Annotated in this window: 18 protein-coding genes and 1 pseudogene; 8 read left to right on the top strand and 11 right to left on the bottom strand. The window is 60.9% G+C overall.

Annotated elements, in window-relative coordinates:
- Nucleotides 1-79: 79 nt before the first annotated feature.
- Nucleotides 80-1,507 (bottom strand): glycoside hydrolase family 15 protein, encoded by a 1,428-nt coding sequence (locus K6M89_RS01345; protein WP_222138153.1) that lies wholly within the window; start codon nt 1,505-1,507, stop codon nt 80-82.
- 262 nt (nt 1,508-1,769) lie between these two features.
- Nucleotides 1,770-2,114 (bottom strand): helix-turn-helix domain-containing protein, encoded by a 345-nt coding sequence (locus K6M89_RS01340; protein WP_020919472.1) that lies wholly within the window; start codon nt 2,112-2,114, stop codon nt 1,770-1,772.
- Between the two features lie 174 nt (nt 2,115-2,288).
- Here K6M89_RS01340 and K6M89_RS01335 point away from each other — a divergent pair, with 174 nt between their 5' ends.
- Nucleotides 2,289-2,927 carry an acyl-homoserine-lactone synthase gene (locus tag K6M89_RS01335; protein ID WP_222138152.1) on the top strand — a complete coding sequence of 213 codons (639 nt, stop codon included), beginning with the start codon at nt 2,289-2,291 and terminating at the stop codon, nt 2,925-2,927.
- Between the two features lie 158 nt (nt 2,928-3,085).
- Nucleotides 3,086-3,811: a helix-turn-helix transcriptional regulator gene (locus tag K6M89_RS01330; protein ID WP_097581131.1), complete on the top strand. Its 726-nt coding sequence runs from the start codon at nt 3,086-3,088 to the stop codon at nt 3,809-3,811.
- 16 nt (nt 3,812-3,827) lie between these two features.
- On the opposite strand, the gene K6M89_RS01325 is transcribed toward K6M89_RS01330, so the two are convergent.
- Nucleotides 3,828-4,292 (bottom strand): Lrp/AsnC family transcriptional regulator, encoded by a 465-nt coding sequence (locus K6M89_RS01325; protein WP_010033371.1) that lies wholly within the window; start codon nt 4,290-4,292, stop codon nt 3,828-3,830.
- A 125-nt stretch (nt 4,293-4,417) separates the two neighbouring features.
- Here K6M89_RS01325 and alr point away from each other — a divergent pair, with 125 nt between their 5' ends.
- The 3 genes from alr to K6M89_RS01310 all read left to right on the top strand — a co-directional run bounded on the left by alr (nt 4,418) and on the right by K6M89_RS01310 (nt 7,941).
- On the top strand, nt 4,418-5,551 hold the full coding sequence (gene alr, locus K6M89_RS01320) for an alanine racemase (RefSeq protein WP_222138151.1): 1,134 nt from the start codon (nt 4,418-4,420) through the stop codon (nt 5,549-5,551).
- 30 nt (nt 5,552-5,581) lie between these two features.
- Entirely contained in the window at nt 5,582-6,838 is a 1,257-nt protein-coding gene (locus K6M89_RS01315; RefSeq protein WP_222138150.1) for a D-amino acid dehydrogenase, read from the top strand.
- Between the two features lie 83 nt (nt 6,839-6,921).
- Nucleotides 6,922-7,941: a helix-turn-helix transcriptional regulator gene (locus K6M89_RS01310; RefSeq protein WP_222138149.1), complete on the top strand. Its 1,020-nt coding sequence runs from the start codon at nt 6,922-6,924 to the stop codon at nt 7,939-7,941.
- 84 nt (nt 7,942-8,025) lie between these two features.
- Here the strand turns inward: K6M89_RS01310 and aptA are convergent, their stop codons facing one another.
- Nucleotides 8,026-9,360 (bottom strand): omega-aminotransferase AptA, encoded by a 1,335-nt coding sequence (gene aptA, locus K6M89_RS01305; RefSeq protein WP_222138148.1) that lies wholly within the window; start codon nt 9,358-9,360, stop codon nt 8,026-8,028.
- Between the two features lie 142 nt (nt 9,361-9,502).
- Between aptA and K6M89_RS01300 the strand changes: the two genes are divergently transcribed.
- Entirely contained in the window at nt 9,503-10,051 is a 549-nt protein-coding gene (locus K6M89_RS01300; RefSeq protein ID WP_222138147.1) for a type II toxin-antitoxin system RelB family anti-toxin, read from the top strand.
- An 89-nt stretch (nt 10,052-10,140) separates the two neighbouring features.
- On the opposite strand, the gene K6M89_RS01295 is transcribed toward K6M89_RS01300, so the two are convergent.
- From K6M89_RS01295 to K6M89_RS01285, 3 genes are all read right to left on the bottom strand, one after another.
- Nucleotides 10,141-11,328, bottom strand: a complete 1,188-nt coding sequence (locus K6M89_RS01295; RefSeq protein ID WP_222138146.1) for an aq_1923 C-terminal domain — start codon at nt 11,326-11,328, stop codon at nt 10,141-10,143.
- A gap of 285 nt (nt 11,329-11,613) precedes the next feature.
- Nucleotides 11,614-12,060, bottom strand: coding sequence for a DUF5086 family protein (locus tag K6M89_RS01290; RefSeq protein ID WP_222138145.1), 447 nt, complete (start codon nt 12,058-12,060; stop codon nt 11,614-11,616).
- A gap of 5 nt (nt 12,061-12,065) precedes the next feature.
- Nucleotides 12,066-12,848 carry a pyrroline-5-carboxylate reductase gene (locus K6M89_RS01285; RefSeq protein ID WP_222138144.1) on the bottom strand — a complete coding sequence of 261 codons (783 nt, stop codon included), beginning with the start codon at nt 12,846-12,848 and terminating at the stop codon, nt 12,066-12,068.
- A 304-nt stretch (nt 12,849-13,152) separates the two neighbouring features.
- On the opposite strand from K6M89_RS01285, the gene K6M89_RS01280 reads away from it, so the two are divergent.
- Complete coding sequence (locus K6M89_RS01280) at nt 13,153-13,992, top strand: hypothetical protein (RefSeq protein ID WP_222138143.1); 840 nt, start codon at nt 13,153-13,155, stop codon at nt 13,990-13,992.
- 334 nt (nt 13,993-14,326) lie between these two features.
- On the opposite strand, the gene K6M89_RS01275 is transcribed toward K6M89_RS01280, so the two are convergent.
- The 4 genes and pseudogenes from K6M89_RS01275 to K6M89_RS30875 all read right to left on the bottom strand — a co-directional run.
- A complete protein-coding gene (locus K6M89_RS01275; RefSeq protein ID WP_222138142.1) occupies nt 14,327-14,911 on the bottom strand; it encodes a TadE/TadG family type IV pilus assembly protein in 585 nt (194 codons plus the stop codon).
- Between the two features lies 1 nt (nt 14,912).
- Nucleotides 14,913-15,443 carry a TadE/TadG family type IV pilus assembly protein gene (locus K6M89_RS01270; protein WP_222138141.1) on the bottom strand — a complete coding sequence of 177 codons (531 nt, stop codon included), beginning with the start codon at nt 15,441-15,443 and terminating at the stop codon, nt 14,913-14,915.
- On the bottom strand, nt 15,440-16,804 hold the full coding sequence (locus K6M89_RS01265) for a TadE/TadG family type IV pilus assembly protein (RefSeq protein ID WP_222138140.1): 1,365 nt from the start codon (nt 16,802-16,804) through the stop codon (nt 15,440-15,442). Before K6M89_RS01265 ends, K6M89_RS01270 begins: the two co-directional genes overlap by 4 nt.
- 187 nt (nt 16,805-16,991) lie before the next feature.
- Nucleotides 16,992-17,692, bottom strand: a pseudogene (locus K6M89_RS30875) (extracellular solute-binding protein); the annotation flags it as partial.
- Nucleotides 17,693-18,366: 674 nt separating this feature from the next.
- On the opposite strand from K6M89_RS30875, the gene K6M89_RS01255 reads away from it, so the two are divergent.
- Nucleotides 18,367-20,913: a sensor domain-containing protein gene (locus tag K6M89_RS01255; RefSeq protein WP_222138138.1), complete on the top strand. Its 2,547-nt coding sequence runs from the start codon at nt 18,367-18,369 to the stop codon at nt 20,911-20,913.
- The last annotated feature ends 315 nt before the right edge of the window (nt 20,914-21,228 follow it).

Here is a 21,228-nt window from a genome sequence, read left to right as displayed (position 1 = left end):
TCCCGGAAAGCTGCATCAGCTTTGCGAACCATGCCGTTCTGGACTCGATCGAGATTTCAGGCCCTGCGGCCTTCAATCGTCATGATTTCGGGCCGCGAGAGTTTCGGGGTTTGGACTTGGCGGCCGGGGCGGCGGCGCGGGCTCTGACTGCCGAGAGAAAGGAGGCATAGCTCCAGGTCAGATTCCGGACGCTTTTCTCGTAGCCAACGGTTCCATCGAACTGTTCGCTCAGCTCATAGTGATCGCTGTGATAGACGATGGCGCGCAGCATGGCGTCAGACGAAGCCCGCAAGGCAGCCGACGCGTCGGCGGCGCTGCTGGATGCGCCAAGTCCCAGTTCCGCGAAGAAGGGTTCGGAGAACTGATCGAGGGGGATAGCGCCGCTGGAATCGATGGCATTGGCAAGCCGATATTGAAACTCGGCGAAGTTGGCGGTGCACAGAGCCCAGGGATGCCCGCCGGCAACCGGCGCCGCCACATCGCCATCGTAATGGTCGCCTGGATAGCGCCCCAAGAGTGGTCCGAGCCCGTTGGCCGCGTCGGCGCCATTGACCGGGTAATAGTTCGAAGACGAAGGATCGGCCCACTGGCGCCGCAGGATGGCCGCCGTTGCCAGAAGCTTGGTATCGGTTGGCTCGATCCCGCCATAGCAGACCGAAGAGACGATATCGATATTCGCGTCGTAACCGGCTTGCTCCGCCGCATCCAGAATGCTCACATAGAGCTGCCCGTTCCAGTGGGTTGCCAGTTGGCTTTCCAGCCAGGAGATGGCGTCGGCCACCCCGGCAGGCACCGCAATACCGATCGTGTTTGTGGAAATTTCCCGGAAAAAGCGCAGCTGTACGGCTCTTGCGAAAAACGAATAGCCCTCATATTCCTCCCAGAGATTTGTGGTCTTGTTCTGGTAAACTTCGAGAAGATAAGCGAGATTGGCCTGGACCAGTTGTTTGGCGATCGTCTGCGTGGCGCCATCCAGCTGCTCGAACAGGGTCAGGATCGCAATCGACTGAATGGCCGGCCCGTCATTCTGCTCCGACCACGGACGAACCTCGCCGGTGATGGTGAAGCAGGCGTGACCAAGTGTAACGGTGTCGGAATTCTTCGCGTTCGCCTGGCAGAGCGCGGCGAAGTTCACGTAGTCGACCAGGCTCGGCAAAACTCCGCCCGGAACGGGCAGCAAGCAGGCAAGCGCGATCTCGATGGCCGTAATCGCCCCGTCGCGGACCCAGTTGAAAACATAGTCTTGGTCGACCCCAGGCGTGTTCGCTGGATAGGAGGGTGCGGCGATGACGCAGCCGGGGGCAGAGAAGACGCCGGGCGATGTGGGATCCTCGATGACATAGCCATCGCTTGTGATGTTGCGCATCATCAGAAGAGAAAAATAGCGCGACAATGCGACCAGATCGGTCTGCGCGAAGGCAGGCCTCGGTTTGACTGTAGGCGCATTGGCGCCGATATGGGCCGGGTTTGCACCCGTCATTGACTGACTCCAAAGCGCAACTGTCATTGACTGACTCCAAGATCGGTTGAGACTTACCGGGACCAGATCGAGAAAATAGTCCGGACCCGGATGGAAGAAATATTGCGGCCGAATGGGCGTCGAGAGTGAACACAAGGTCTCTGCGGCGAGGGGCAGGGTGGCTGGCCGCCCGCCGCCCCGCCCTCGCCGCCGCTGAACCTTTAACTAGAAAGATCGTCGAGGCTCTGCTTTTTATCAACCTAAACGTGTTGATCTCAGGTCAAAAAATCCCAGAGAATTGCGCTTGGCGTTACGGGTGCTCCGGCGGGATGGATTCGACCAGCCCGACGAGATTGGAGCGTGTTGCCGCAGACCGGTTGCGCAACGCCAGTACCATTTGCAATTCCGTGGCGGAGATCGCGCTGTTCCTATGCCAGTCCATCGTGCCGCGCCCGAGCAGCAGCCAGTCGAGGGAGACATCCAGCAGGTCGGCGAGCGCGCAGGCGCTTTCCAGCGAGGTATGACCGCCATTCTGCCAGCGTGAGACGGCAGCGACGGACACGTCCAGTTCGGCCGCCAGGGCATGAACTTTCCGGAACTTGCCGCGGGATATCGCCTCTCGAATACGTCTGCCGCGCGCCATGTCGTGGGTCATCAACAATCCTCCCCGTTGTTGCGTCAAATTACCAAAAGCTTCCGATCGACGAACATCAGAAACTTCTTATGGAAGGGGACGGCAAAGCCAAGCACCGGTCAACCTGGTGAAATATCCAGATTGCTCCCGCTCGGCCTCCTGTTGTGAAACGTCAGCACATCAGGAGGGACGCATATGTTGCGGATACTCACCAAAGACATGCTCGAGACCGATCGACGTGCTTTCGATGAAATGTTTCGGGCTCGCGCCGCCGTTTTTCGCGATCGGCTGGGATGGCAGGTCGATGTCCGGGATCAATGGGAGAGGGACCGATACGACGAGGCCGAAGATCCTGTCTATCTCGTCACGCAACGACCTTCCGGCACGCTGACGGGTTCGCTGCGCCTGCTGCCGACCACCGGAGCGACGATGCTCAAAAGCGAGTTCCGGCATTTCTTCGATCAGCCTATCGACGTCGATAGCCCGACGACCTGGGAATGTACCCGCTTTTGCCTTCATCCGCATGCCGGACACATGGAGCAGTCGCGGGCAGTCGCCACGGAACTGCTCACAGGGCTTTGCGATCTTGCGCTCGACACCGGTATCGAGAGCATTGTCGGCGTCTATGACGCCGCGATGGTCGCCGTATACCGCAGGATCGGCTGGAGGCCGACGCCGCTTGCCCGATCCCGGCCCGAGATCGGCAAGCTGTATGTCGGACTATGGGATGTGACGGCGGACAATTGTCGGACACTTCGGGCCAACCTGTCCCGACTTCTGGAGCAAGCCTCTCCCTATCCTGCCGAAGCCCTTGTCGATGGCGGCATGCGGTAAGCGCAGTCTCTGTCCCGCTCGGCATGGGATAGGTCTCGTCGGTCTTTAACCTGTTCTTCATGTCGCGCCATGGTTGCTAAAAAATACGCTGTTCTCGGCTGCCGCGAAATGTTACCGTTGCGAGCAGTTATGAAATCACGCAACCACGAGTCCATCTCATGCTGAGCAGTTCTCGTTTTTTCTACTGTCTGGACCGGATCTCCGCAGCGCCGACATTGCAGGATCTGGAAACGACGCTGGACGAAGTCCGCCACATCTATGCGATATCGCACATGGTTCTGCATGTGACCCGCTCCTCGGGGATGGCGGACAGCAATCCATTGCTGATGCTGACCTACCCGCCCGAGTGGGTGAAACAATATCGTGACCGGGACTACTTCAGCATCGACCCCGTCGTGCGTCTCGGCCGGCGCGGCTTCCTGCCCGTGGAATGGTCCGCATCAAAATGGGATTCAGGCCGAGCCTATGGCTTCTTCAAGGAGGCGATGGCCTTCGGTGTCGGCCGGCAAGGCGTTACCCTGCCGGTGCGGGGACCTCAGGGGGAGCGATCGCTGTTTACCGTGACCTCCAATCATCCCGACGCCTACTGGCGGCAGTTCCGCATGGACAGCATGCGCGACCTCCAGTTTCTCGCCCACCATCTCCACGACAGGGTCATGGTGCTGTCGGGCATGAGGGAGATTGCGGATTTTCCGCAATTGTCGCGGCGCGAACTGCAATGTCTTGAAATGACGGCCAGCGGCCTAATGGCGAAGCAGATCTGTGCCCGCCTGTCCATTTCGGTGAGTGCAGTGCAGCTCTATCTCGCCTCGGCGCGCCGGAAGCTGACTGTCGCCACGACGAGCGAAGCGGTCGCCAAGGCCACGGCGCTTGAATTGATATGAGTGTGGGGATCGCGGTTCAGCGCCGGCCTCTGGTGCGCGTCGCCAGAACGTTGCGGATCGAGAAGCTGGAATGGATCCTGAGGACCCCGGGCAGGGTCGAAAGGATCTCCTTGTGGATCCGTTCGAACTCGCCGGCGCTGGCGACCTCGACGCGCAGCAGGTAGTCGGAGCCGCCGGTCATCAGAAAACATTCGCGGATTTCCGGATGCCGGCGGACCGCCGCCTCGAAGCGGTCGAGATGGTCCTCCGTCTGCCGCTCAAGGGTAATGTTGATGATCACGGCGATCATCTCATCGGCATTGCCGGTGTCCACCAGCGCCGTATAGCCACGGATGACGCCTGATTTTTCCATGATCTTGATGCGTCTGAGACAGGCCGACGGCGAAAGGCCAATCTCTGCGGCGAGCTTGGCGTTGCTCATACGCGCGTCAAGGCGCAACAGCCTGAGGATATTGCGGTCGACCGTATCGAGGGCGGGCATGACGGTTTCCTTCACATCTTGGTTGATTATGCGAATAATATGCAAAATTCGCAATAACCAACGACAAAACCATCGGCAATTTCGCTCATTATTTCATAAGCTCTTGATATCGAGATGGGGTGGACATGGATAGCGATATTTTGGTTTCCCGCGCACGCACCGCTACGATCACCCAGGGAGCCACGGGCTATCTGACGATCGATCTTGCGGCACTCGGCCGGAATTATTCGAAGCTTGCATCGATGCTGGCGCCGATCCGCGCGGGCGCCGTCGTCAAGGCCGATGCTTATGGCCTCGGTGCCGAACGGGTCGCCCAAACGCTCTACGATCAGGGCTGCAGGCATTTCTTCGTCGCCCAGTTCGTCGAGGCCGTGAGGCTGCGGCCGGCCCTTGCTGAGAGTGCCCAGATATTCGTGCTGAACGGCTTGCAGCCCGGCAACGAAGTCGCCTGCGCCGAAAGCGGCATCGTTCCGGTTCTCAATTCGCTCGCGCAGTGGCGGCAGTGGTCGGCGACCGCGCGCCGGCTGAAGCGCTGCCTGCCGGCCGTTCTGCAATTTGATACCGGCATGTCGCGGCTCGGCTTTCCCGAGGAAGAGCGAGCCGAATTGGCGGCAGCCCTTCGCGACGGCGCCAATGTCGATATCCTGTTCATCATGAGCCACCTGGCCTGCGCCGACGACCTGGAGAGCAGCCAGAACGGCGAACAGTTTGCCGAGATGGCGCGCATTGCCGATGAATTTCCGGGCTTCGACATCTCCTTCGCCAATTCCGGCGGCGTCTTTCTCGGCGATGCCTATCATGGCGTGCTCGCCCGCCCGGGCATCGCCCTTTATGGCGGCGCACCGAATGCCGGCGGCACGAACCCGATGGAACCGGTCGTCAGGCTGGACGTCGCCGTCGTGCAGACGCGTACCGTACCTTCAGGCGCCAAGATCGGTTATGGCGGCGCGCATGTGACGCGCAGCGAAACCCGCCTTGCCACCATCGCCGCCGGCTACGCCGACGGCCTGCCGCGCAGTCTCGGCGACTGCGGCGCCGTTTATCACAAGGGCATCCGTCTGCCGATCGTGGGGCGCGTGTCGATGGACAGCGCGACCGTCGATATCACGGCCTTGCCCGAAGGGGCGCTGAGCCTCGGGAGCCTTGTCGAAGTGCTTGGCCCCAACCAGACGCTTGAAGACGTGGCTAGCGACGCCGGAACGATATCTTACGAAATACTAACCGGTCTGGGCGATCGTTACGACAGGCACTATTGCTGAGAGCCGGCCGGCTTTGTTCTTGAGGAAATCATGAAAGTCATCGTTCTGGGTGCCGGCATCGTCGGCGTCACATCCGCCTATCAGCTGGCCAAATCCGGCCATGAGGTAACCGTCGTCGACCGGCAATCCGGGCCGGCGCTGGAGACGAGCTTAGCCAATGCCGGCGAGGTCTCCTTCGGTTATTGCTCGCCTTGGGCAGCCCCCGGCATTCCCGTGAAGGCCATGAAATGGCTGTTCATGAAGCATGCGCCGCTCATCCTGCGCCCGAAATTCGACATGGCCATGCTCGCCTGGATGACGAGGATGCTGTCCAATTGCACCTCCGAGCGTTACGCAATCAACAAGAGCCGCATGCTGCGCCTTGCCGATTACAGCCGCATCGCGCTCGCCGAGCTTCGCACGGAGACCGGCATTGCCTATGACGAACGCATGCAGGGGACCCTGCAGCTGTTCCGCACGGCGCAGCAGCTCGAGGCCTCGGCCAAGGACGTCAAGGCGCTGGCCGCCGACGGCATCCCCTATGAGGTGCTGGACCAGGACGGCTGCATTCGTGTCGAACCGGCGCTGAGACATGTGCGCGACAAGATCGTCGGCGGCCTTCTGACGCCGAAGGACGAAACCGGCGACTGTTTCAAATTCACCAATGCGCTGGCCGCCAAAGCCGAGGCGCTCGGCGTCCGCTTCGCCTATGGCACGACGATCAAGGCGCTGGACGTCGAAGACGGCCGGGTGCGCGGGATCGTCACCGATCGCGATCGCGAACGGATGAGCGCGGACGCGGTGGTGGTTGCGCTCGGCAGCTATTCGCCGCTGTTGCTCAAGCCGTTCGGCATTAGCCTGCCGGTCTATCCGGTCAAGGGCTATTCGCTCACCATCCCGATCACCGACACGTCGCGCGCGCCGGAATCGACTGTCATGGACGAAACCTACAAGATCGCCATCACCCGGCTCGGCGACCGCATCCGCGTCGGCGGCATGGCCGAGATATCAGGCTATACCAACGATCTCGGCCTCGCCCGTCGCGGCACGCTGGAACATTCCGTCACCGATCTCTTTCCCGGCGGCGATGTGTCCAAGGCTTCCTTCTGGTCGGGTCTGCGCCCGATGACTCCTGATGGCACGCCGGTCATCGGTCCGACGAAGATCGTAGGCCTCTTCCTCAATACCGGTCACGGCACGCTCGGCTGGACCATGAGCACCGGCTCGGCAAGACTCATCAGCGACCTCGTCGGCGCCCGCACCCCTGAGATCGACGCGCGGGATCTTGCGATCAGTCGCTACGCCTGAAATCCACTGAGGGAGCGCAAAAAGAGAAGTGTTTATCTGCGGGAATCGACTATTACTCGTAGGAATTAAATTCGAGGTCGTGAATGTCCGTTAATTCCGAGGTACATGCCGCTGGCGGCTTCCTCCACCATCCGGCGGTGCAGAGCCCAATCTTTTCGGAAACGGCATACAGCGGGACGGACCCAGATGCCCTCTCGGAAATATTGTCGACCTCGACCTCTCCGATCAAGGCTGCGGCGCAAGCCAATGCCTCCATCGCATATAGCTGCAATTTCGTCTCGGCGGGAGATCTGGCCATAGCCGATTGCGCCTATGAGGGCGCGATCTCGCTCAGGCGGGAGGCGCCGAGCGGCAAAGTGATCATATTCCTACCGGTGGAGGGAGATGCGATCTTCAATGTCGGGCAGGAGGCGATCCATTCAGTTCCCGGTCGCGCCACCATTCTGGCAGCAGGTCGCGCCACCGGCGCCCGTCTGCTTGGCCGTCGCCGCCATCTCGGTTTGTTCGTCGATCAGGCGAGGATCAACGCGCACCTCACGCGTATGTTCGAACGAACGATCACCGGTGACGCCGATTTTCATCCTTATATTGATCTGACGGCCGGCCCGGGGCTGTTGTTGCAACAACTCGTTACGAACCTGCATCGTGGACTTGGCGGGGGCGGGCTGCTGCAGGAGTCGCCGCTGGCCGTCAGCGCGCTCTGTGACGCGACGATCTATTTGCTTCTCGAGAATTTTCCGCATCGCTATTCGAACGAGCTGGCGCTTCCTGCACCGGCGCCGGCTCCACGCCATGTGAAATGGGCCATCGATTTCATGCACGCGCACATCGCCGAACCGATTTCGCTCAGCGAGATCGCGACGGCAGCCAGGGTCAGCATTCGGACTTTGCAGCAGGGCTTCCGGCAGTTCAGGAATACCACTCCGATCGCCTACCTCCATGAAATCCGGATGGTCGCTGCCCGTCGCGACTTGCTCGAATCCGGCGCGAAGCAGGCCGTCGCCGATATCGCGCTCAGGTGGGGATTTACCCATCTCGGGCGTTTCGCCGCCGAATACAGGAAGCGTTTCGGTGAGCTGCCCTCACAGACGCTGAGGGGTTGAGCTCCGCCTCGGCGTGCCGGATGGTTCCATCGGCGAGGGACCGGGCGTCCGATCGCCGACGGGATTGTGCCCCGGATGCCAGATCTAGGCCGCGCGTTTCAGGGCATCGGCAAGCGTCGAGACGAGCGTGTCGATCTGGTCCTTCTCGATGATCAGCGGTGGAGACAGGGCGATGATGTCGCCGGTCACGCGGATCAGCAGTCCCTTGATGAAGCAGTCGACGAAGACGTCGTAGGCCCGTGTTCCGAGAGCGCCGTCACGCGGCGCCAGTTCGACCGCTCCGACCAGGCCGAGGTTGCGGATGTCGATGACGTGCGCGAGACCTTTCAGGGAGTGGAGGGCGTCCTGCCAATAGTCGGCCAGCTCGGCTGCGCGGGTCAGCAGGCCTTCTTCCTCGTAAATTTCGAGCGTGGCGAGCCCGGCGGCGCAGGCGACGGGGTGGCCGGAATAGGTATAGCCGTGGAAGAGCTCGATCGCATTTTCCGGTCCGACCATCAGACCGTCATAGACCTTGCGGCTGGCAAAGACTGCGCCCATGGGAACGGCGCCGTTGGTGAGGCCCTTCGCCGTGGTGATCAGATCGGGTACGACGCCGAAGTAATCCACCGCGAAAGGCGTGCCGAGACGGCCGAAGCCGGTGATGACCTCATCAAAAATCAGCAGGATGCCGTACTTGTCGGCGGTGGCGCGCAGCTTCTCCAGATATCCCTTTGGCGGCAGGACAACACCGGCCGATCCCGACATCGGCTCGACGATGACGGCTGCGATGGTTTCGGCGCCGTGCAGTTGCACCAGGCGCTCGAGATCATCCGCCAGTTCGACGCCGTGGGCGGGCAGCCCCTTCGAAAACGCGTTGCGCTCGATATCGAGCGTATGGCGCATGTGATCGGCTGGGATCTGCGGGAAGACCCGGCGATTGTTGACGAGGCCGCCGACGGAAATGCCGCCGAAGCCAACGCCGTGATAGCCTTTTTCGCGGCCGATGATCCGGGTGCGCGTGCCCTGGCCGATTGCGCGCTGGTAGGCGATGGCGATCTTCAGAGCCGTGTCGACCGATTCCGAGCCCGAGCCGGTGAAGAAGACCCGGTCGAGCTTGGCGTCAGCCCCGCCCGGTGCATTGGCGGCAAGTTTTGCGGCGAAGTCGAAGGCGATCGGGTGCCCCATCTGGAAGGTCGGCGCATAGTCGAGCGTGGCAAGCTGCCGCTCGACCGCCTGGGCGATCTTCCTGCGGCCGTGGCCGGCGTTGCAGCACCAGAGCCCGGCCGTGCCGTCCAGCACCCGGTTTCCATCGACGTCGGTGTAATACATCCCTTCGGCAGCGGCCAGCAGGCGCGGCGCGGCCTTGAATTGCCGGTTGGCGGTGAACGGCATCCAGAAATTTTCGAGTACGGGCGCATTCGTCTTGCTGATCTGGTCCATCCTGGCCTCCTTTGAAATCGCCTGGAGAATGGCAATTTCTATCCTTCAAACAAGTCCTTTTCTTCATCGGCGCAACTTATTGAAATCGAACAGATAAGAAAGTAGGTTTTCGGATATTCTGGACAACGCAAACGGATCCATCATGTCAGTCGACATCGGCAGCCGCCTTCGCCATCTGCGCCTCGCCCACAAGCTTTCCCAGCGTGAGCTCGCCAAACGCACCGGTGTGCCGAACTCGACGATCTCGCTGATCGAATCGAACGCCTCCAACCCTTCGGTCGGAGCTCTGAAGCGAATTCTCGACGGCATTCCGATCGGGCTGGCGGAATTCTTCGCCTTCGAACCGGAGCGTCCGAAAAAGGCCTTCTACGCCGCCGAGGAGCTGGTGGAGATCGGCAAAGGCGCCATTTCCTACAAGCAAGTCGGTGAAACCCTGTTCGGGCGCAGCCTGCAGATACTGAAGGAATGCTACCAGCCGAGTGCCGACACCGGAAAAATTCCCCTTGTTCACGAAGGGGAGGAGGGCGGGATCGTGCTCTCGGGAAGACTCGAGGTCACGGTCGACGACGAGCGGCGTATCCTTGGGCCGGGCGACGCTTATTATTTCGAAAGCCGGCGCCCGCATCGGTTCCGCTGCGTCGGACCGGTGCCCTGCGAGGTTATCAGCGCCTGCACGCCGCCGACGTTTTAACGCAATTTCAGAAAATGCGCGCAATGGTTTCGGAAAGATGATCCCGAAGGCGGATCGGTAAGGACCCGTCTCCGGCAGTTGATCTTAACTTAGTCGTTCGCCGATACCTTGACGCCGAGCACCGTGGGAATGGTGTTCGGCGCACCCATGGCAGCCCCGACGATCATCGGCACGGGAACGGGCTTTTCCGGAGCGGCGCTGATCGTCAGGCTCTTCGGCCCGTCGAGATAGGTGTTGAGGGCCGCCGATATCTGGTTTTGCAGTTCCGGCATGTTGAGTTGCGCCATCATCATCGGAACCAGCGCCTTCAGCGATTGTGCCAGTTCGTCGCCCGTGACGCCCTGCTTCGCGCCGGCATAGTCGAGCGCCTTTTTGGTGATCGAGGCGTCGTCGAAGCGGATCGAGGCGCTGTTGAACGTCAGCTGCTGCATCAGCCCCATCATCGCAAGTCCGGCGGCCTGGTTGGCCTCTTCCTTGTTCGGATTGGCTTCGGCTGTCTTGACCGCCTCCTGCAGCGACTTGATGAAGCCGAGCGTATAACCGGAGAAGTCGACGGCGAAGTTCAGCCGGCCGACATTCTTGAAATCGAAAGCATATTCGTCGAGGACAACCTTGCCGCTTTCGACTTCCCAGCTTCCCTTCATCGTCATGGTGCCGTCGAGCGTCGTCAGTCCGAGTTTCTCGATGGCCTCCTTCGCAGCCGCGTCCTCGACCTGCGACAGGTCGGCCTTGAAGCCGGCGACGTTGGCGTCGTAGGCAAAGCCGCCGTCTTGGCGCCCCATGTTTGCCTGGACGCCTTCGATCGCAAGCACATCCTTGCCCTTGATGTTGAGCGCGATCGGCCCAACGCTGGCGTTCTCATAGAGAAGGATATCGTCCAGCGTCTCGCCGGTCGCATTGGCAGGAATCGTCAGGCCGGTGAACAGAATATCCTTGGCGGAAAAGCGCCCTCCCTCCTGGTTGATATCGACATCCGCGAAGGAAAGGGTCTTGGCGTAATAGCCGCCGCCTTCTTTTTCCTCGACGCCCTCGAAGGTGAGGTCGCCGATCTTCAGCGTGTCGCCGGGCAGGTTCGCAAATCCCACCTGGACGCCTGTTGCCGTCACCGTGTCGCCGTCGACTTCGGCATTCTCGAAGGTGATGACCGTGCCGCCGGCGTTGGTTGCGGCGCTGAGCTTCTTCATCATATCCGCGCCGTCGAGGGCGAGCGCCGGGCCGGCCAGCGTCAGGAACGCGGTGCTTGCCATCATCAGGTGGAAATTGCGCAGATGCTTCATGGAGATGTCCTTGTGTTGAAAGTAGATGCGGGGAAATTCATGGAATATGCCCCGCCGCGCTCTGCTCGCAGAGCGGCCGGGACGTCAGGGTTCGTCAGATCAGCTAATGGGGGTGACGCGATCGGGATCGGCCGGAGCCGGCAGGCCGGAGAGATCCGGCCACCCCGCCGCCGGGGGCCGGGCGAGGATATTTTCTCTAGCAAAAGTAGTTTTCTGACTCATCGCCAGAGCTAAATTGCATTTCTTCGATTTTTGCAACCGCGAATTTTCGTTGGTGGAGCGGAATCAGTCAGGCTTGCCGGCGAGGCCGACGCATTCGAGGATGGTCGTGCGGCAAACACCCGCCTCCCGCTGCGGGAGAGGCTGCGCGCGCCAGTTCTGGTAGGCGATCCGGAATTCGATATCCTTGTAAAAATAGGTCCTGGCTTTTTGTCGCGAGCGGCTCCTGTTCATCGCATCGGCCGTGACCACGACATGGGTGGCAAGCCGTTTGAATTGCCACGGCGGTGTGCGTCGCTCCTTCTCGATCACCCCGACGTGGTAATGGGGGTCGTCTTCCCCGGGATCGGGAGCCTTGTGGACGGTGGCCCAATGGACGGTCCGAAGTGAGACGGAAAGAATGATGGCGGAAATGGTCGGTCGCTCCACCGGTTCTGCGCGCGCCAAAATCGTCTGGCTCAAAATCGCGGCGACCGAAAAAACGACGGTAAGGGATTCTCGCTTGGCGTGCATGCGCTTCAGCTGCTGCGGCCCTCGATTCGGGCGAGCACGCCGTCGAGCGCTGCCGTCAGCGCAGCAAGGCCGCCCTTTTTGTCGACGTCGGAAAGAACCTGCTCGTTCAATCCGCCCTTGGTGGCGAATTCACGGCTTAGCGCGCTGAACGGCTCGGTGCCTGGGCTGTTGGCCTTCTGCGCCAGACTTGCGAAAAGCGGCGCGATGTAGGCATTTGCTTTCGACCTGTCGAGGCCGCTTTTTTCCAGCCAGACGGCTACGGTTTCCATAATGCCGAAATAGGTTGACATCACAGCGCTCGCCACCGCGAGCAGATCATATTCCTTTTTCGACTGACACTGGACGGCGGTTCCGAGCGTATCGAACAGCGCCGCGACGGCGGCATCCGGCGGGAGAATGGCGGTGACGCCTTGCCGCTGCGCGACGAAGGGCAGGGGGATGGCCTGGACGAGGTGCACGTCGGCGCCGATCCAATCGAGAAGAGCCTGGCGCTCGGTCGCTGCAACGAGGCTGACGACCACCTGGCCGGTTCTGAACGAAAGCGCCCGTACGACCTCCTCGGCGATCTGCGGCCGGATCGCCAGGAACACCATGTCGCTGCGATCGACGACAGTCTGGTTGTCCCCGGCAATCCTGACGGCGGTGAACTCCTGGGCCAATGTCGCGCCAATGTGCGCGCTCCGCGGCGATACGTGGATCTCGGAGGCGTAGGCCGGTGCGGCCAGAAGCCCGCGAACCATCGCTTCGGTGATTGCGCCGGTGCCGACGAATCCAATGCTGTTGATCATCACGTCGTTACTCCGCAGCCCGCAGCGGTCCGATTTGGTCGACACGCTGTTGACACACATGGTCATCAGTCGACACGCAGCCGACAAAGAATAACAGAAGCGGCTAGAGCCGACGAGTGGAACCGCGCGCTTAGCGCACAGCAAAAGTGGAATGCCCGATACTGTCGAAGTTGATCACGTCCGCCTTGCGGGCGCTGCCCGCGCTCGCGACGCATCGCTTGCGGCGATGATCCCGCTTTCGTTTCGGGTGTCTTATGTTTACAAGCGGAGGCTGTAAACATATGACCGAACGGAGGCATCGATCTTGCATATTCTGCGTCGCTCGCTCTTGGGGTCCCTCTGGGCCATGATCGGTTGGAAACCGGCTTTCGCCGGGGAGGCGAGCTCGGAATCGGCGATCCGGGGGGAGGCGTCCTCGGTGACGCCCCGGCATGTTCTGTGTTTCCTCGGGAAGGATCGCGATCTCAGCCGCTTGTCCGAGGCGGCAGCCCAAGCGATTCGGGACTTCGCCGATGGATTCAGCGTCGACGAGGATTATTCGCAGGCAGAGCCGGATGATCGCATGAGCCGATCGTTCGATGTCTGCTGGGATCGGGTCGAGGCAGATGTGTGGAATGAGGCGGATGAGAAAGCCGTCGCCGATCATCAATCCGTCCTCTATGTGCTCGGGCCGAGCATGGCGCAGGCGGAGACGGTAAAGGTGTCGATGACGGCGCTGCGACTCGTCGAGCGACTGATCGCGGCGGGAGCGGTTGCCGTCAAAGGCGAAAGCGCCGGCATCGCTCACGGCCTCGATCGATGGAGAGCGCTGATCGGCCAAGGTGCGGAGGCGGTGAAAGCGGCAGATCCGCTCGCCCAGCAGCGCATCGGCCGGCTCGCTTTCGCCAAGCGGCCGCTCTCGGCGCGCGGATATCTGGAGAGCGTCGGCTTCCATCTCGTCGGGTTGCCTGATGTCTATGTGCCGGAGACCGCCGGTAGTGAAAGGAAGGTCGTTGCCATTATGGATGCGGTAGCCGACGAGATTGCCGAGCAGGGGCTCGAGCCGACACTCAAGGCGCGCGGGGCCAGGCTCTCGTTCGATTCCACCTATGAAGTGGACGAGTTCAAGTTCAATCCCTACGGCATCGTCAAGCTCGCCGGGTGAGCCTCGTTCCACTCAGTAAAGGCTGTAGTGATAGGTCATAGCTGCGCAGCCAGGCGCCACGAAGCTGCAAGGGCTGGCCGGGTCCTGCGACCAGTGAAGACCGGCTCGTGCCGCCGCGGCTGGAGCATGGGAACTTGCGATCGCGGCCAGCCCGATCGGCGCGGCGGCGGACAATTGCCGTATGCCGCCGGAACCTCTTCCGGCCGTCATTTCACGTTCCTCATATTCACGATCATGCTTTGCGATTCCCCGGAAAAGCCGATCCGCCGAGCGCCGAAGCAATGCATCATTGCCGGCCCGGCGACAACGGTCTGATTGGCGGGCAGCCTGCGGCTCAATTGTATTTGATCGTGTCGCTGACCCTGGGACGCGTGAAGAAATGGTGGTCGAAGCTGTAGCCGTCCATTCCCGTGAAGTTTGAAAAGAATGCCGAGACGGGCGTCGTCAATCGATATTGCACGCGGGTCAGCACCACCTGCACCCCGGTCTCCTGTATCGTTTTCGGTATGTCGATGGCGCTTGCCGTGCCGGAAGCAAGCGCCGAGGTGTTGAACGCGGCCGACCAGTTGATGGTTGCCTTGCCGCTGTTGTCGACATCGTTGACCGTGACCATAATGGTCAGCCCGGTGGTTTCATAGGGCTGCAGGATGAAGCTTGCGCCGGAGAGAAGCTTAGCGACGTCGGTCTTCGTCCAGGTGCTCTGCTGGGCGATCATGTCACTCGTGCTGGAAGCGATCTCGTCTATCTTGCGGCTGACGGTCAGGGCATGGCCGAGATCGACGGTGCCGAACAGCAGCACGATCAGGATCGGCAGCACCAATGCGAATTCCACGCCGGAAGCGGCCGAACGGTCGCGGGCGAGCCGGCGGATACGGGACCTGATGAAGCTGATAAGGGGGAGGCTTCGTTTCATCATCATGTCAGAAGGGCTCGTTGCGGAACAGAGCGGACGATCCGAGGAGATAGCTGCCGTCCGAGAGCTTGGCGCTCGACAGGCTGAAGAAGTTGACGGTGGCTCCCCAGGGCAGGAATGCCTGCACCAGAATGTAGTCGCTGCCCTTGCCGATATCGTAGGTCTCGGTGACGGTGAGGTTGCCGCTGTCGTCGATAGGATCGGCGCTGGTGGCGGAGGACAGGTCGGAAAGCACGCTGACCTTGACGACGAGACCGCTGGAGCAGCTGAAGGCCAGAATCATGTCGTCGCAGATCTTGCTCTTGAATCCGGCCAGTGTGATCTTGGACGAGGCGACCTCGCCGGTGCGGATCATCCGGGAGATCTTGTGAACCGAAGCGTCCAGCGCGGAGTTGACGAAGAACATCAGCGACACTTCGATAATGCCGAATATCATGATGAACAGGGGCAGGGCCAGGATCGCAAATTCGATCGCGGCCACCCCCTTGCGATCGCCGAGCAGGCGGCGAAACGGCGCAAAGCGTTTTCTTGCGGTCATTGAGTCAGCCGGACGGAAGAGAGGTACTGGGTAAAGAGCGTCGACAGGCCTTCCGTGATCTCAGACGAGGACGATGCCGAGATGAACAGGCTCTTCGACGATGCGCAGCCGGCAAGCGCATAGGGGATGTAGTCCCGCCGCGTGATGCTGCTCGAAACGCCGCTGTCCATGGTGCCGCCCCAGGTGTTCTTCCAGTTGGCGCTGGCCATGGTCGAGCCGACGGTGGCGTTGTAGCCCCAGTCCGAGGTAATTGGCAGATATTCGGTATAGAGCACCGCCATGGTGTTGGACTGGTTCTTTAGATAGCCGCACCACTCGGGATTAAGCGGCGCGACCTTGTTCCAGTATGAGCCGGAAATCGCCTTTCCCTTGCTCCATACCACTCCGTCGGTGACCCATTCGCGTTGCGACTGCACGCCGTCCGTCAGCAGGAGAACCAGCTTGAGCGGCGAGCCTGAGGTGGTTCCGTCCCCTCCGGCGCCGACTTTCTGCTTGAGCGTTGCAAGCGATACGTCGAAATAGGTGGCGGCCTTCGAGGTCGCGCTGGTGAGGCCGTAGCTCGCGTCCGCCAAGCGGGTACGCGCCGTATCCGTGCTCAGCGTCGGGGTCAGAACTTCGGTGAGCGTATCTCCCAGGCTGTAGAGTCCGACCTTGATCCGTTCATGATTGGCGTCGGATTCGTCGATCATGTCGAGCACTTCGCGGACGGCGTCGCCGGCGACATCGGCACGCAGTTTTATCTTCTTTTCCGAGCTGTATTCATAGTTGTTGGCATATTTCTTCTTGCCGATCGTGTGCGCGTCGCCGGTGTGGCAGGCGAACTGGCATCCGATGCCGGCATACATCGTCGCCTGGCCCGATGTCGTTGCCGCCAGCAGCATCGAGGGCGACGTGTCGATGACGATATAGACGTTGAGATAGGAGGTGGCCGGTCCCTTGACGGCGCTCGCCACGCTGACGTCGACGGTCTCGATGTTGGCGATCTTCATGAAGGTGGTCGGGACGGTGCCGCTCGCCGTCGCCGTGATGTTGTGGTTGGCCGTATCGATCTCGATCTCACCCAACGTGTAGCTGTTGTCCACCTGTGCGTGGAACCAGTCGGAAACCTTCGTCTTGAGAGCGTCCGCGTCCTCGACATTGTCGATCTGTTTGACGGCGGCGATCAGGGCCGCGTCGAGGTCGCTCTGCATCCTCTGCCGGACATTGTAGCTGCGGATGTAGTCGAAGCTCGCGCCGACTGCGACGAGCATCGGCACCAGGCTGAGGGCAACGACGATCGCGACATTGCCGGTTCTGTCGCTTCCGAGACCGCGAAGCCTGTGCAAGCATCGACCCAATGAAGATGAAAAAACTGACTTCAAAAAACCACCAACACGCCCGGAATGAAAATCGTGATGGCAAGATGTTTCAACGAAGCTTAAGCCTTTGTTAAATCTTGTGAGTTCCAGCCGCCAGCGCACGGGCGGCGCGCCATTTGCTGCGCTTATCGTACATCTCTGCGAATTATGGATAGTCGTGCCGTGCTGCAGTGCCGGCCGTCCGCGACCTTCAGCGCTGCATCAGCAGATCGTGCAAGCGCTTCTGAACCTCTTGCGGCGACATGTTCCTGTTGTTGAGGAAGTCGCCGACCACGGCGATCCAGCCCTTCCGACATCTGTGTCGGCATGGCCTGGGACTGGGCGCTGACTTCGCCCTTATGCGCCTTGATCATCTCCAATCCAAGTTTGCCGCAGCGATCGAGTCCCGATGGATCGACATCGGTGCGAACGGGCAAAGAACCCTTGATCCGGATGAAGCAAGCTGGTTGTTCCGATCGCGCACATGCGCGCGAAAGCCTGCTGCGCTTGCGCTGTGCCGTCCCGGTTGGTCAGCGGGAAGGCGAAGGCATCGATCACCATGAAATAGGCGGTGCCGGGAACGAGGCTGCAGTCGAAATCCTTGTCGACGCTGTAGCCGCGCGCTGCAAGTTCGCCCTTGGCCCAGTCGCCCATGAACTGCATGCCGGCCTTGCCCTGGCCGACCGCCGCAGTCGCGTCAGCCCATGTCTTGTTCTTTCGCTGTTCGATCGGCTCCACATAATCGGACAGGCGCAGCAGCATATCCAGCGCCTCGATCATGCGCGGGTCCTGCACCAGCTCTGTATCGCCGCTCATCAGCCGGGCATAACCTTCCGGCCCGAACTTGTGATAGACGATGTCGTTGAAGATGAGAGACACCTCCCATCGGGCGCCGCCGAGCGCGATCGAGAGCCACCTTGACTGTCAGGAAGGTTGCCCCGATCAGAACTGTCATGACGACGACGGCGAGGACGTAATGGCGCCCGATGGAGCGGATATATTTCGCTACGGAGGAATGGGACTCGCCGGACGGCATCACCGTATTTTCCAAATCCGAACCCCCACCATTCGCGCTTCGTCGGAACAAGACAGCCCCGGCCGAGCGGCCTCCGGGACATTGCTTCACAATCATTTGCTAGATATCGGCCATCATGGCCCGGCCCCGCGCGGCGGGTGCGGCGGGCCGGGAGAATGGCGTTCACGTCGCTGACGTGCAGGCCGAACCGATCTCGTGATCGTCGTCCAGCCGTCAACGGATAGTCACTCGGCTGTCTTCCGATCCAATCGCCCGGCCCGGACGCAGCGTTTGAGGTCACGAGAATTATGAATATCCATAATGCGCCGACCCGATCCGGTTCGCGCGTCGAAAATTGCTGAGCTGCCGAAGACCACAGCGATCTCTTAATTTTCTGACCACAATATCCAATGCCAAGCCGACATGCTCGGATCGCGGCGGACCGGTGCCTTTGCGATCCGATCTTCAGGCCATAACTTTCCCCTCAAATGACTTGGGCGGCCTTTGCTAAAGATTCTCGACCGGGTGAATGAGACATCTGGTTGTTTCCCATGGTTGAGGGAGATCCACGATGACCTTGTCCCAGTCGCTTCAGCAGCCGGCCCTTCCTGCGCGGGGGCATGACCACGGGCGAAACGGAGAGCAGCATCAGAACGCGGCAATCGATCGGGAAGCCCTGCTCGAAGCCTTGCTCGGCGCCTTTCCTCTTCCGGTTTTCTACCAGAACAGGCATGGGCGTTACCTCGGCTGCAACAGGGCCTTCGAGAACCTGCTTGGCCATGCGCGCGAGGAGATCATCGGGAAAACTGACGCCGATCTCAATCCGGAACATCAGGCGGAATGGCATTTGGCGCAAGACGCGGCTCTGCCGGAAAGGGGTGGAGCCTGCGATTGCGAGACCAAGATCACCACGGCGGGCGGGACGGTGCGCGACGTCGTCGTCAACAAGGTGGCGTTGTCGGGGAAAGATGGCGATGCCGCCGGCGCGATCGGCGCCATCGTCGACGTTACCGAGCACAAGCGGGCGGAGCGGGATCTCAAGAAGGCGCTTGAATTCGCCGAGGGGATCATCACCGCCATTCCCGACGTCCTCTTCGAGGTGGATGAGGACGGCCGGTATCTTCAGGTCTGGACACGAAATCCGGAACTGCTGGCCCAGCAGAAGGAGATGTTACTCGGCAGGACAGTCAACGACGTCCTTGCGCCCGATCAGGCCGCCATCGCCATGGAGGCGTTGCGCGAGGCCGGCAAAGAGGGCGTTGCCTACGGCCGATGCATATGCATCGGCTTGCCGGACGGTCAGATGCGGTGGTTCGAACTCTCCGTGGCCAGACGGCCGAGCGCCGATCCTGCTGCCGCGACCACGCTCCTGGCGTTGTCGCGCGACATTACCGAGCGGAAGCAGGCGGAAGACGCCATCAACCTCGTGCGAATGCAGTTGCTCAGCGTGCTTCGGACCATGCCCGACATGGTGTGGGTCAAGGACATGGACGGTGTCTACCTGCTGTGCAACCACGCCTTCGAGCGGCTGACGGGATTGGCGGAAGCCGACGTTGTCGGGAAAACGGATTTCGAGCTGTTCGACATCGAAAGGGCGCGGTTTTTTCGGGAATCGGACAAGGCGGCTCTCGAGGCTGGAGAATGCATCCTCAGCGATGAGGAATGGGTCATTTCCCGGGAGAACGGGCAATCTGTTCTTCTTGAAACACGCAAGGTGCCGGTCGTGGATGCAGGGGGAGGCGTCGTCGGGGTTCTCGGTGTGGCACGCGACGTTACCGAATTGAACGTCTCGCGCCAGAAAATCCACCAGATGGCCTTTTACGATCCCCTGACCTCCTTGCCGAACCGATCGCTGTTCAACGACCGGCTGCGGCAGATGATCACATCAGCCGTGTCGCGCGGTCAGCGGGCCGGCGTGGCGCTGATCGACATCGACCACTTCAAGGTGGTCAACGATACGATGGGGCATCCCGTCGGCGATCAATTGCTCTGCCAGGCGGCGGCCCGCCTCAAGGCGAGTGTCCGCGACTACGACACCGTCGCCCGTCTCGGCGGCGATGAATTCGCGATCCTGTTGCCGGACATCCGCCAGGGCGACGACCTCGGCCGGATTGCCGGCACGATCCTCGAGAGGTTCAAGGAAGGCTTTCTGCTGGATGGCAAGGAAGTATTCATCTCATGCAGCGTCGGCATCGCGCTCTATCCCGATGACAGCGCTGACGTCAACGATCTCGTGAAATACGCCGACTCCGCGATGTATCTCGCCAAACGCTCGGGGCGAAACAGCTTTCGCTTCTATTCAAAGGACCTGACGGCGAGCGCCGAAGAGCGCATGCGGCTGGAATCGGATTTGCGCCGTGCCATCGAGCGCGGTGAACTGGAGCTGCACTACCAGCCCAAGGTGCTCCTGGACAGCGGCGCCATGATCGGTTCCGAGGCCCTGTTGAGATGGCGTCACCCGGTGATGGGCATGATTCCCCCCGTCCGCTTCATTCCGGTCGCGGAAGACACGGGGCTGATCGTGGAGCTCGGCCGATGGGTGCTGCGCGAGGCATGCCAGACGGCCGCCGAGCTGAATGCCGACGGCGGGATACCGCACAAGGTGGCAATCAACCTGTCGGTCAAGCAGTTCCAGTCCGCCGGATTGATAAAGTCGATCGCCGAGATTCTCGAGAACACAGGCTGCCGCGCGGAATGGCTCGAAATCGAAATCACGGAAAGCCTGCTTCTGGATCAGAAGGATGAAACGCTGCAGATGCTCTCCGAGCTTCGGAGCATGGGATTTTCGATCGCCATCGATGATTTCGGCACGGGCTATTCGGCGTTGAACTATCTGGCCCGTTTTCCCATCGACACGCTGAAGATCGACCGGTCTTTCATCAACAGCGCCGACAAGCGCAACGAGGAACTGGTGAAGGCGATCCTCTCCATCGCGCGCTGTCTCGGCCAGAGCGTAGTGGCGGAAGGCGTCGAAACCGCCGAGCAGGCAGCCTTCCTTGCCGCAAACGGATGCGGGACGGCGCAAGGTTTCCTCTACAGCAAAGCCCTGCCGAAGACGGAAATCATGGCCCTCTGGCTGGGCTCTTCGATGGGCGAGTCTGCAGGAGGGCGCCTATAACGCCGCGCGGATAAAGAACGACCGCTTGCGAGTTCGCTTCGAAGCATGGCAAGCGGCCGGGATTTCCGCATTTTGCCGGTTCTTAAGCTGCAGAGACTGAACGGTTCTCAAAGTTGACGGTTGCGTTATCCGAATTTCGCAACGCTGTCCGATCGGCGCAGCAAAGCTTGGAACTGAGCCGCCAGTAGGGGCAAAAGTAGGAGTTTGTTAAGGTTGACAAGGCGTTTACTGGGTGCAGGGACGAGCGCAACACATTGAAATGAAAAGCGAAGACGTTCCGGTCGATCGGCAATGAACCCACGCCGCATCCTGGAG

It is taken from the genome of Rhizobium croatiense (assembly GCF_019793465.1).
Lineage (GTDB): Bacteria > Pseudomonadota > Alphaproteobacteria > Rhizobiales > Rhizobiaceae > Rhizobium > Rhizobium croatiense.
Note: the sequence above shows the minus strand (reverse complement) of the source record. Positions and strands in the feature narration are given on the sequence as shown.

Coding starts and splice junctions, on each gene's coding strand:
- K6M89_RS01335 (WP_222138152.1), top strand. CDS start 2,289: ATGTTGCGGATACTCACCAAAGACATGCTCGAGACCGATCGACGTGCT.
- K6M89_RS01270 (WP_222138141.1), bottom strand. CDS start 15,443: ATGACCGCAAGAAAACGCTTTGCGCCGTTTCGCCGCCTGCTCGGCGAT.
- K6M89_RS01290 (WP_222138145.1), bottom strand. CDS start 12,060: ATGCACGCCAAGCGAGAATCCCTTACCGTCGTTTTTTCGGTCGCCGCG.
- K6M89_RS01275 (WP_222138142.1), bottom strand. CDS start 14,911: ATGATGATGAAACGAAGCCTCCCCCTTATCAGCTTCATCAGGTCCCGT.
- K6M89_RS01255 (WP_222138138.1), top strand. CDS start 18,367: ATGACCTTGTCCCAGTCGCTTCAGCAGCCGGCCCTTCCTGCGCGGGGG.
- K6M89_RS01310 (WP_222138149.1), top strand. CDS start 6,922: ATGTCCGTTAATTCCGAGGTACATGCCGCTGGCGGCTTCCTCCACCAT.
- alr (WP_222138151.1), top strand. CDS start 4,418: ATGGATAGCGATATTTTGGTTTCCCGCGCACGCACCGCTACGATCACC.
- K6M89_RS01295 (WP_222138146.1), bottom strand. CDS start 11,328: ATGAAGCATCTGCGCAATTTCCACCTGATGATGGCAAGCACCGCGTTC.
- K6M89_RS01315 (WP_222138150.1), top strand. CDS start 5,582: ATGAAAGTCATCGTTCTGGGTGCCGGCATCGTCGGCGTCACATCCGCC.
- K6M89_RS01285 (WP_222138144.1), bottom strand. CDS start 12,848: ATGATCAACAGCATTGGATTCGTCGGCACCGGCGCAATCACCGAAGCG.
- K6M89_RS01325 (WP_010033371.1), bottom strand. CDS start 4,292: ATGCCCGCCCTCGATACGGTCGACCGCAATATCCTCAGGCTGTTGCGC.
- K6M89_RS01300 (WP_222138147.1), top strand. CDS start 9,503: ATGTCAGTCGACATCGGCAGCCGCCTTCGCCATCTGCGCCTCGCCCAC.
- K6M89_RS01340 (WP_020919472.1), bottom strand. CDS start 2,114: ATGACCCACGACATGGCGCGCGGCAGACGTATTCGAGAGGCGATATCC.
- K6M89_RS01330 (WP_097581131.1), top strand. CDS start 3,086: ATGCTGAGCAGTTCTCGTTTTTTCTACTGTCTGGACCGGATCTCCGCA.
- K6M89_RS01345 (WP_222138153.1), bottom strand. CDS start 1,507: ATGACAGTTGCGCTTTGGAGTCAGTCAATGACGGGTGCAAACCCGGCC.
- aptA (WP_222138148.1), bottom strand. CDS start 9,360: ATGGACCAGATCAGCAAGACGAATGCGCCCGTACTCGAAAATTTCTGG.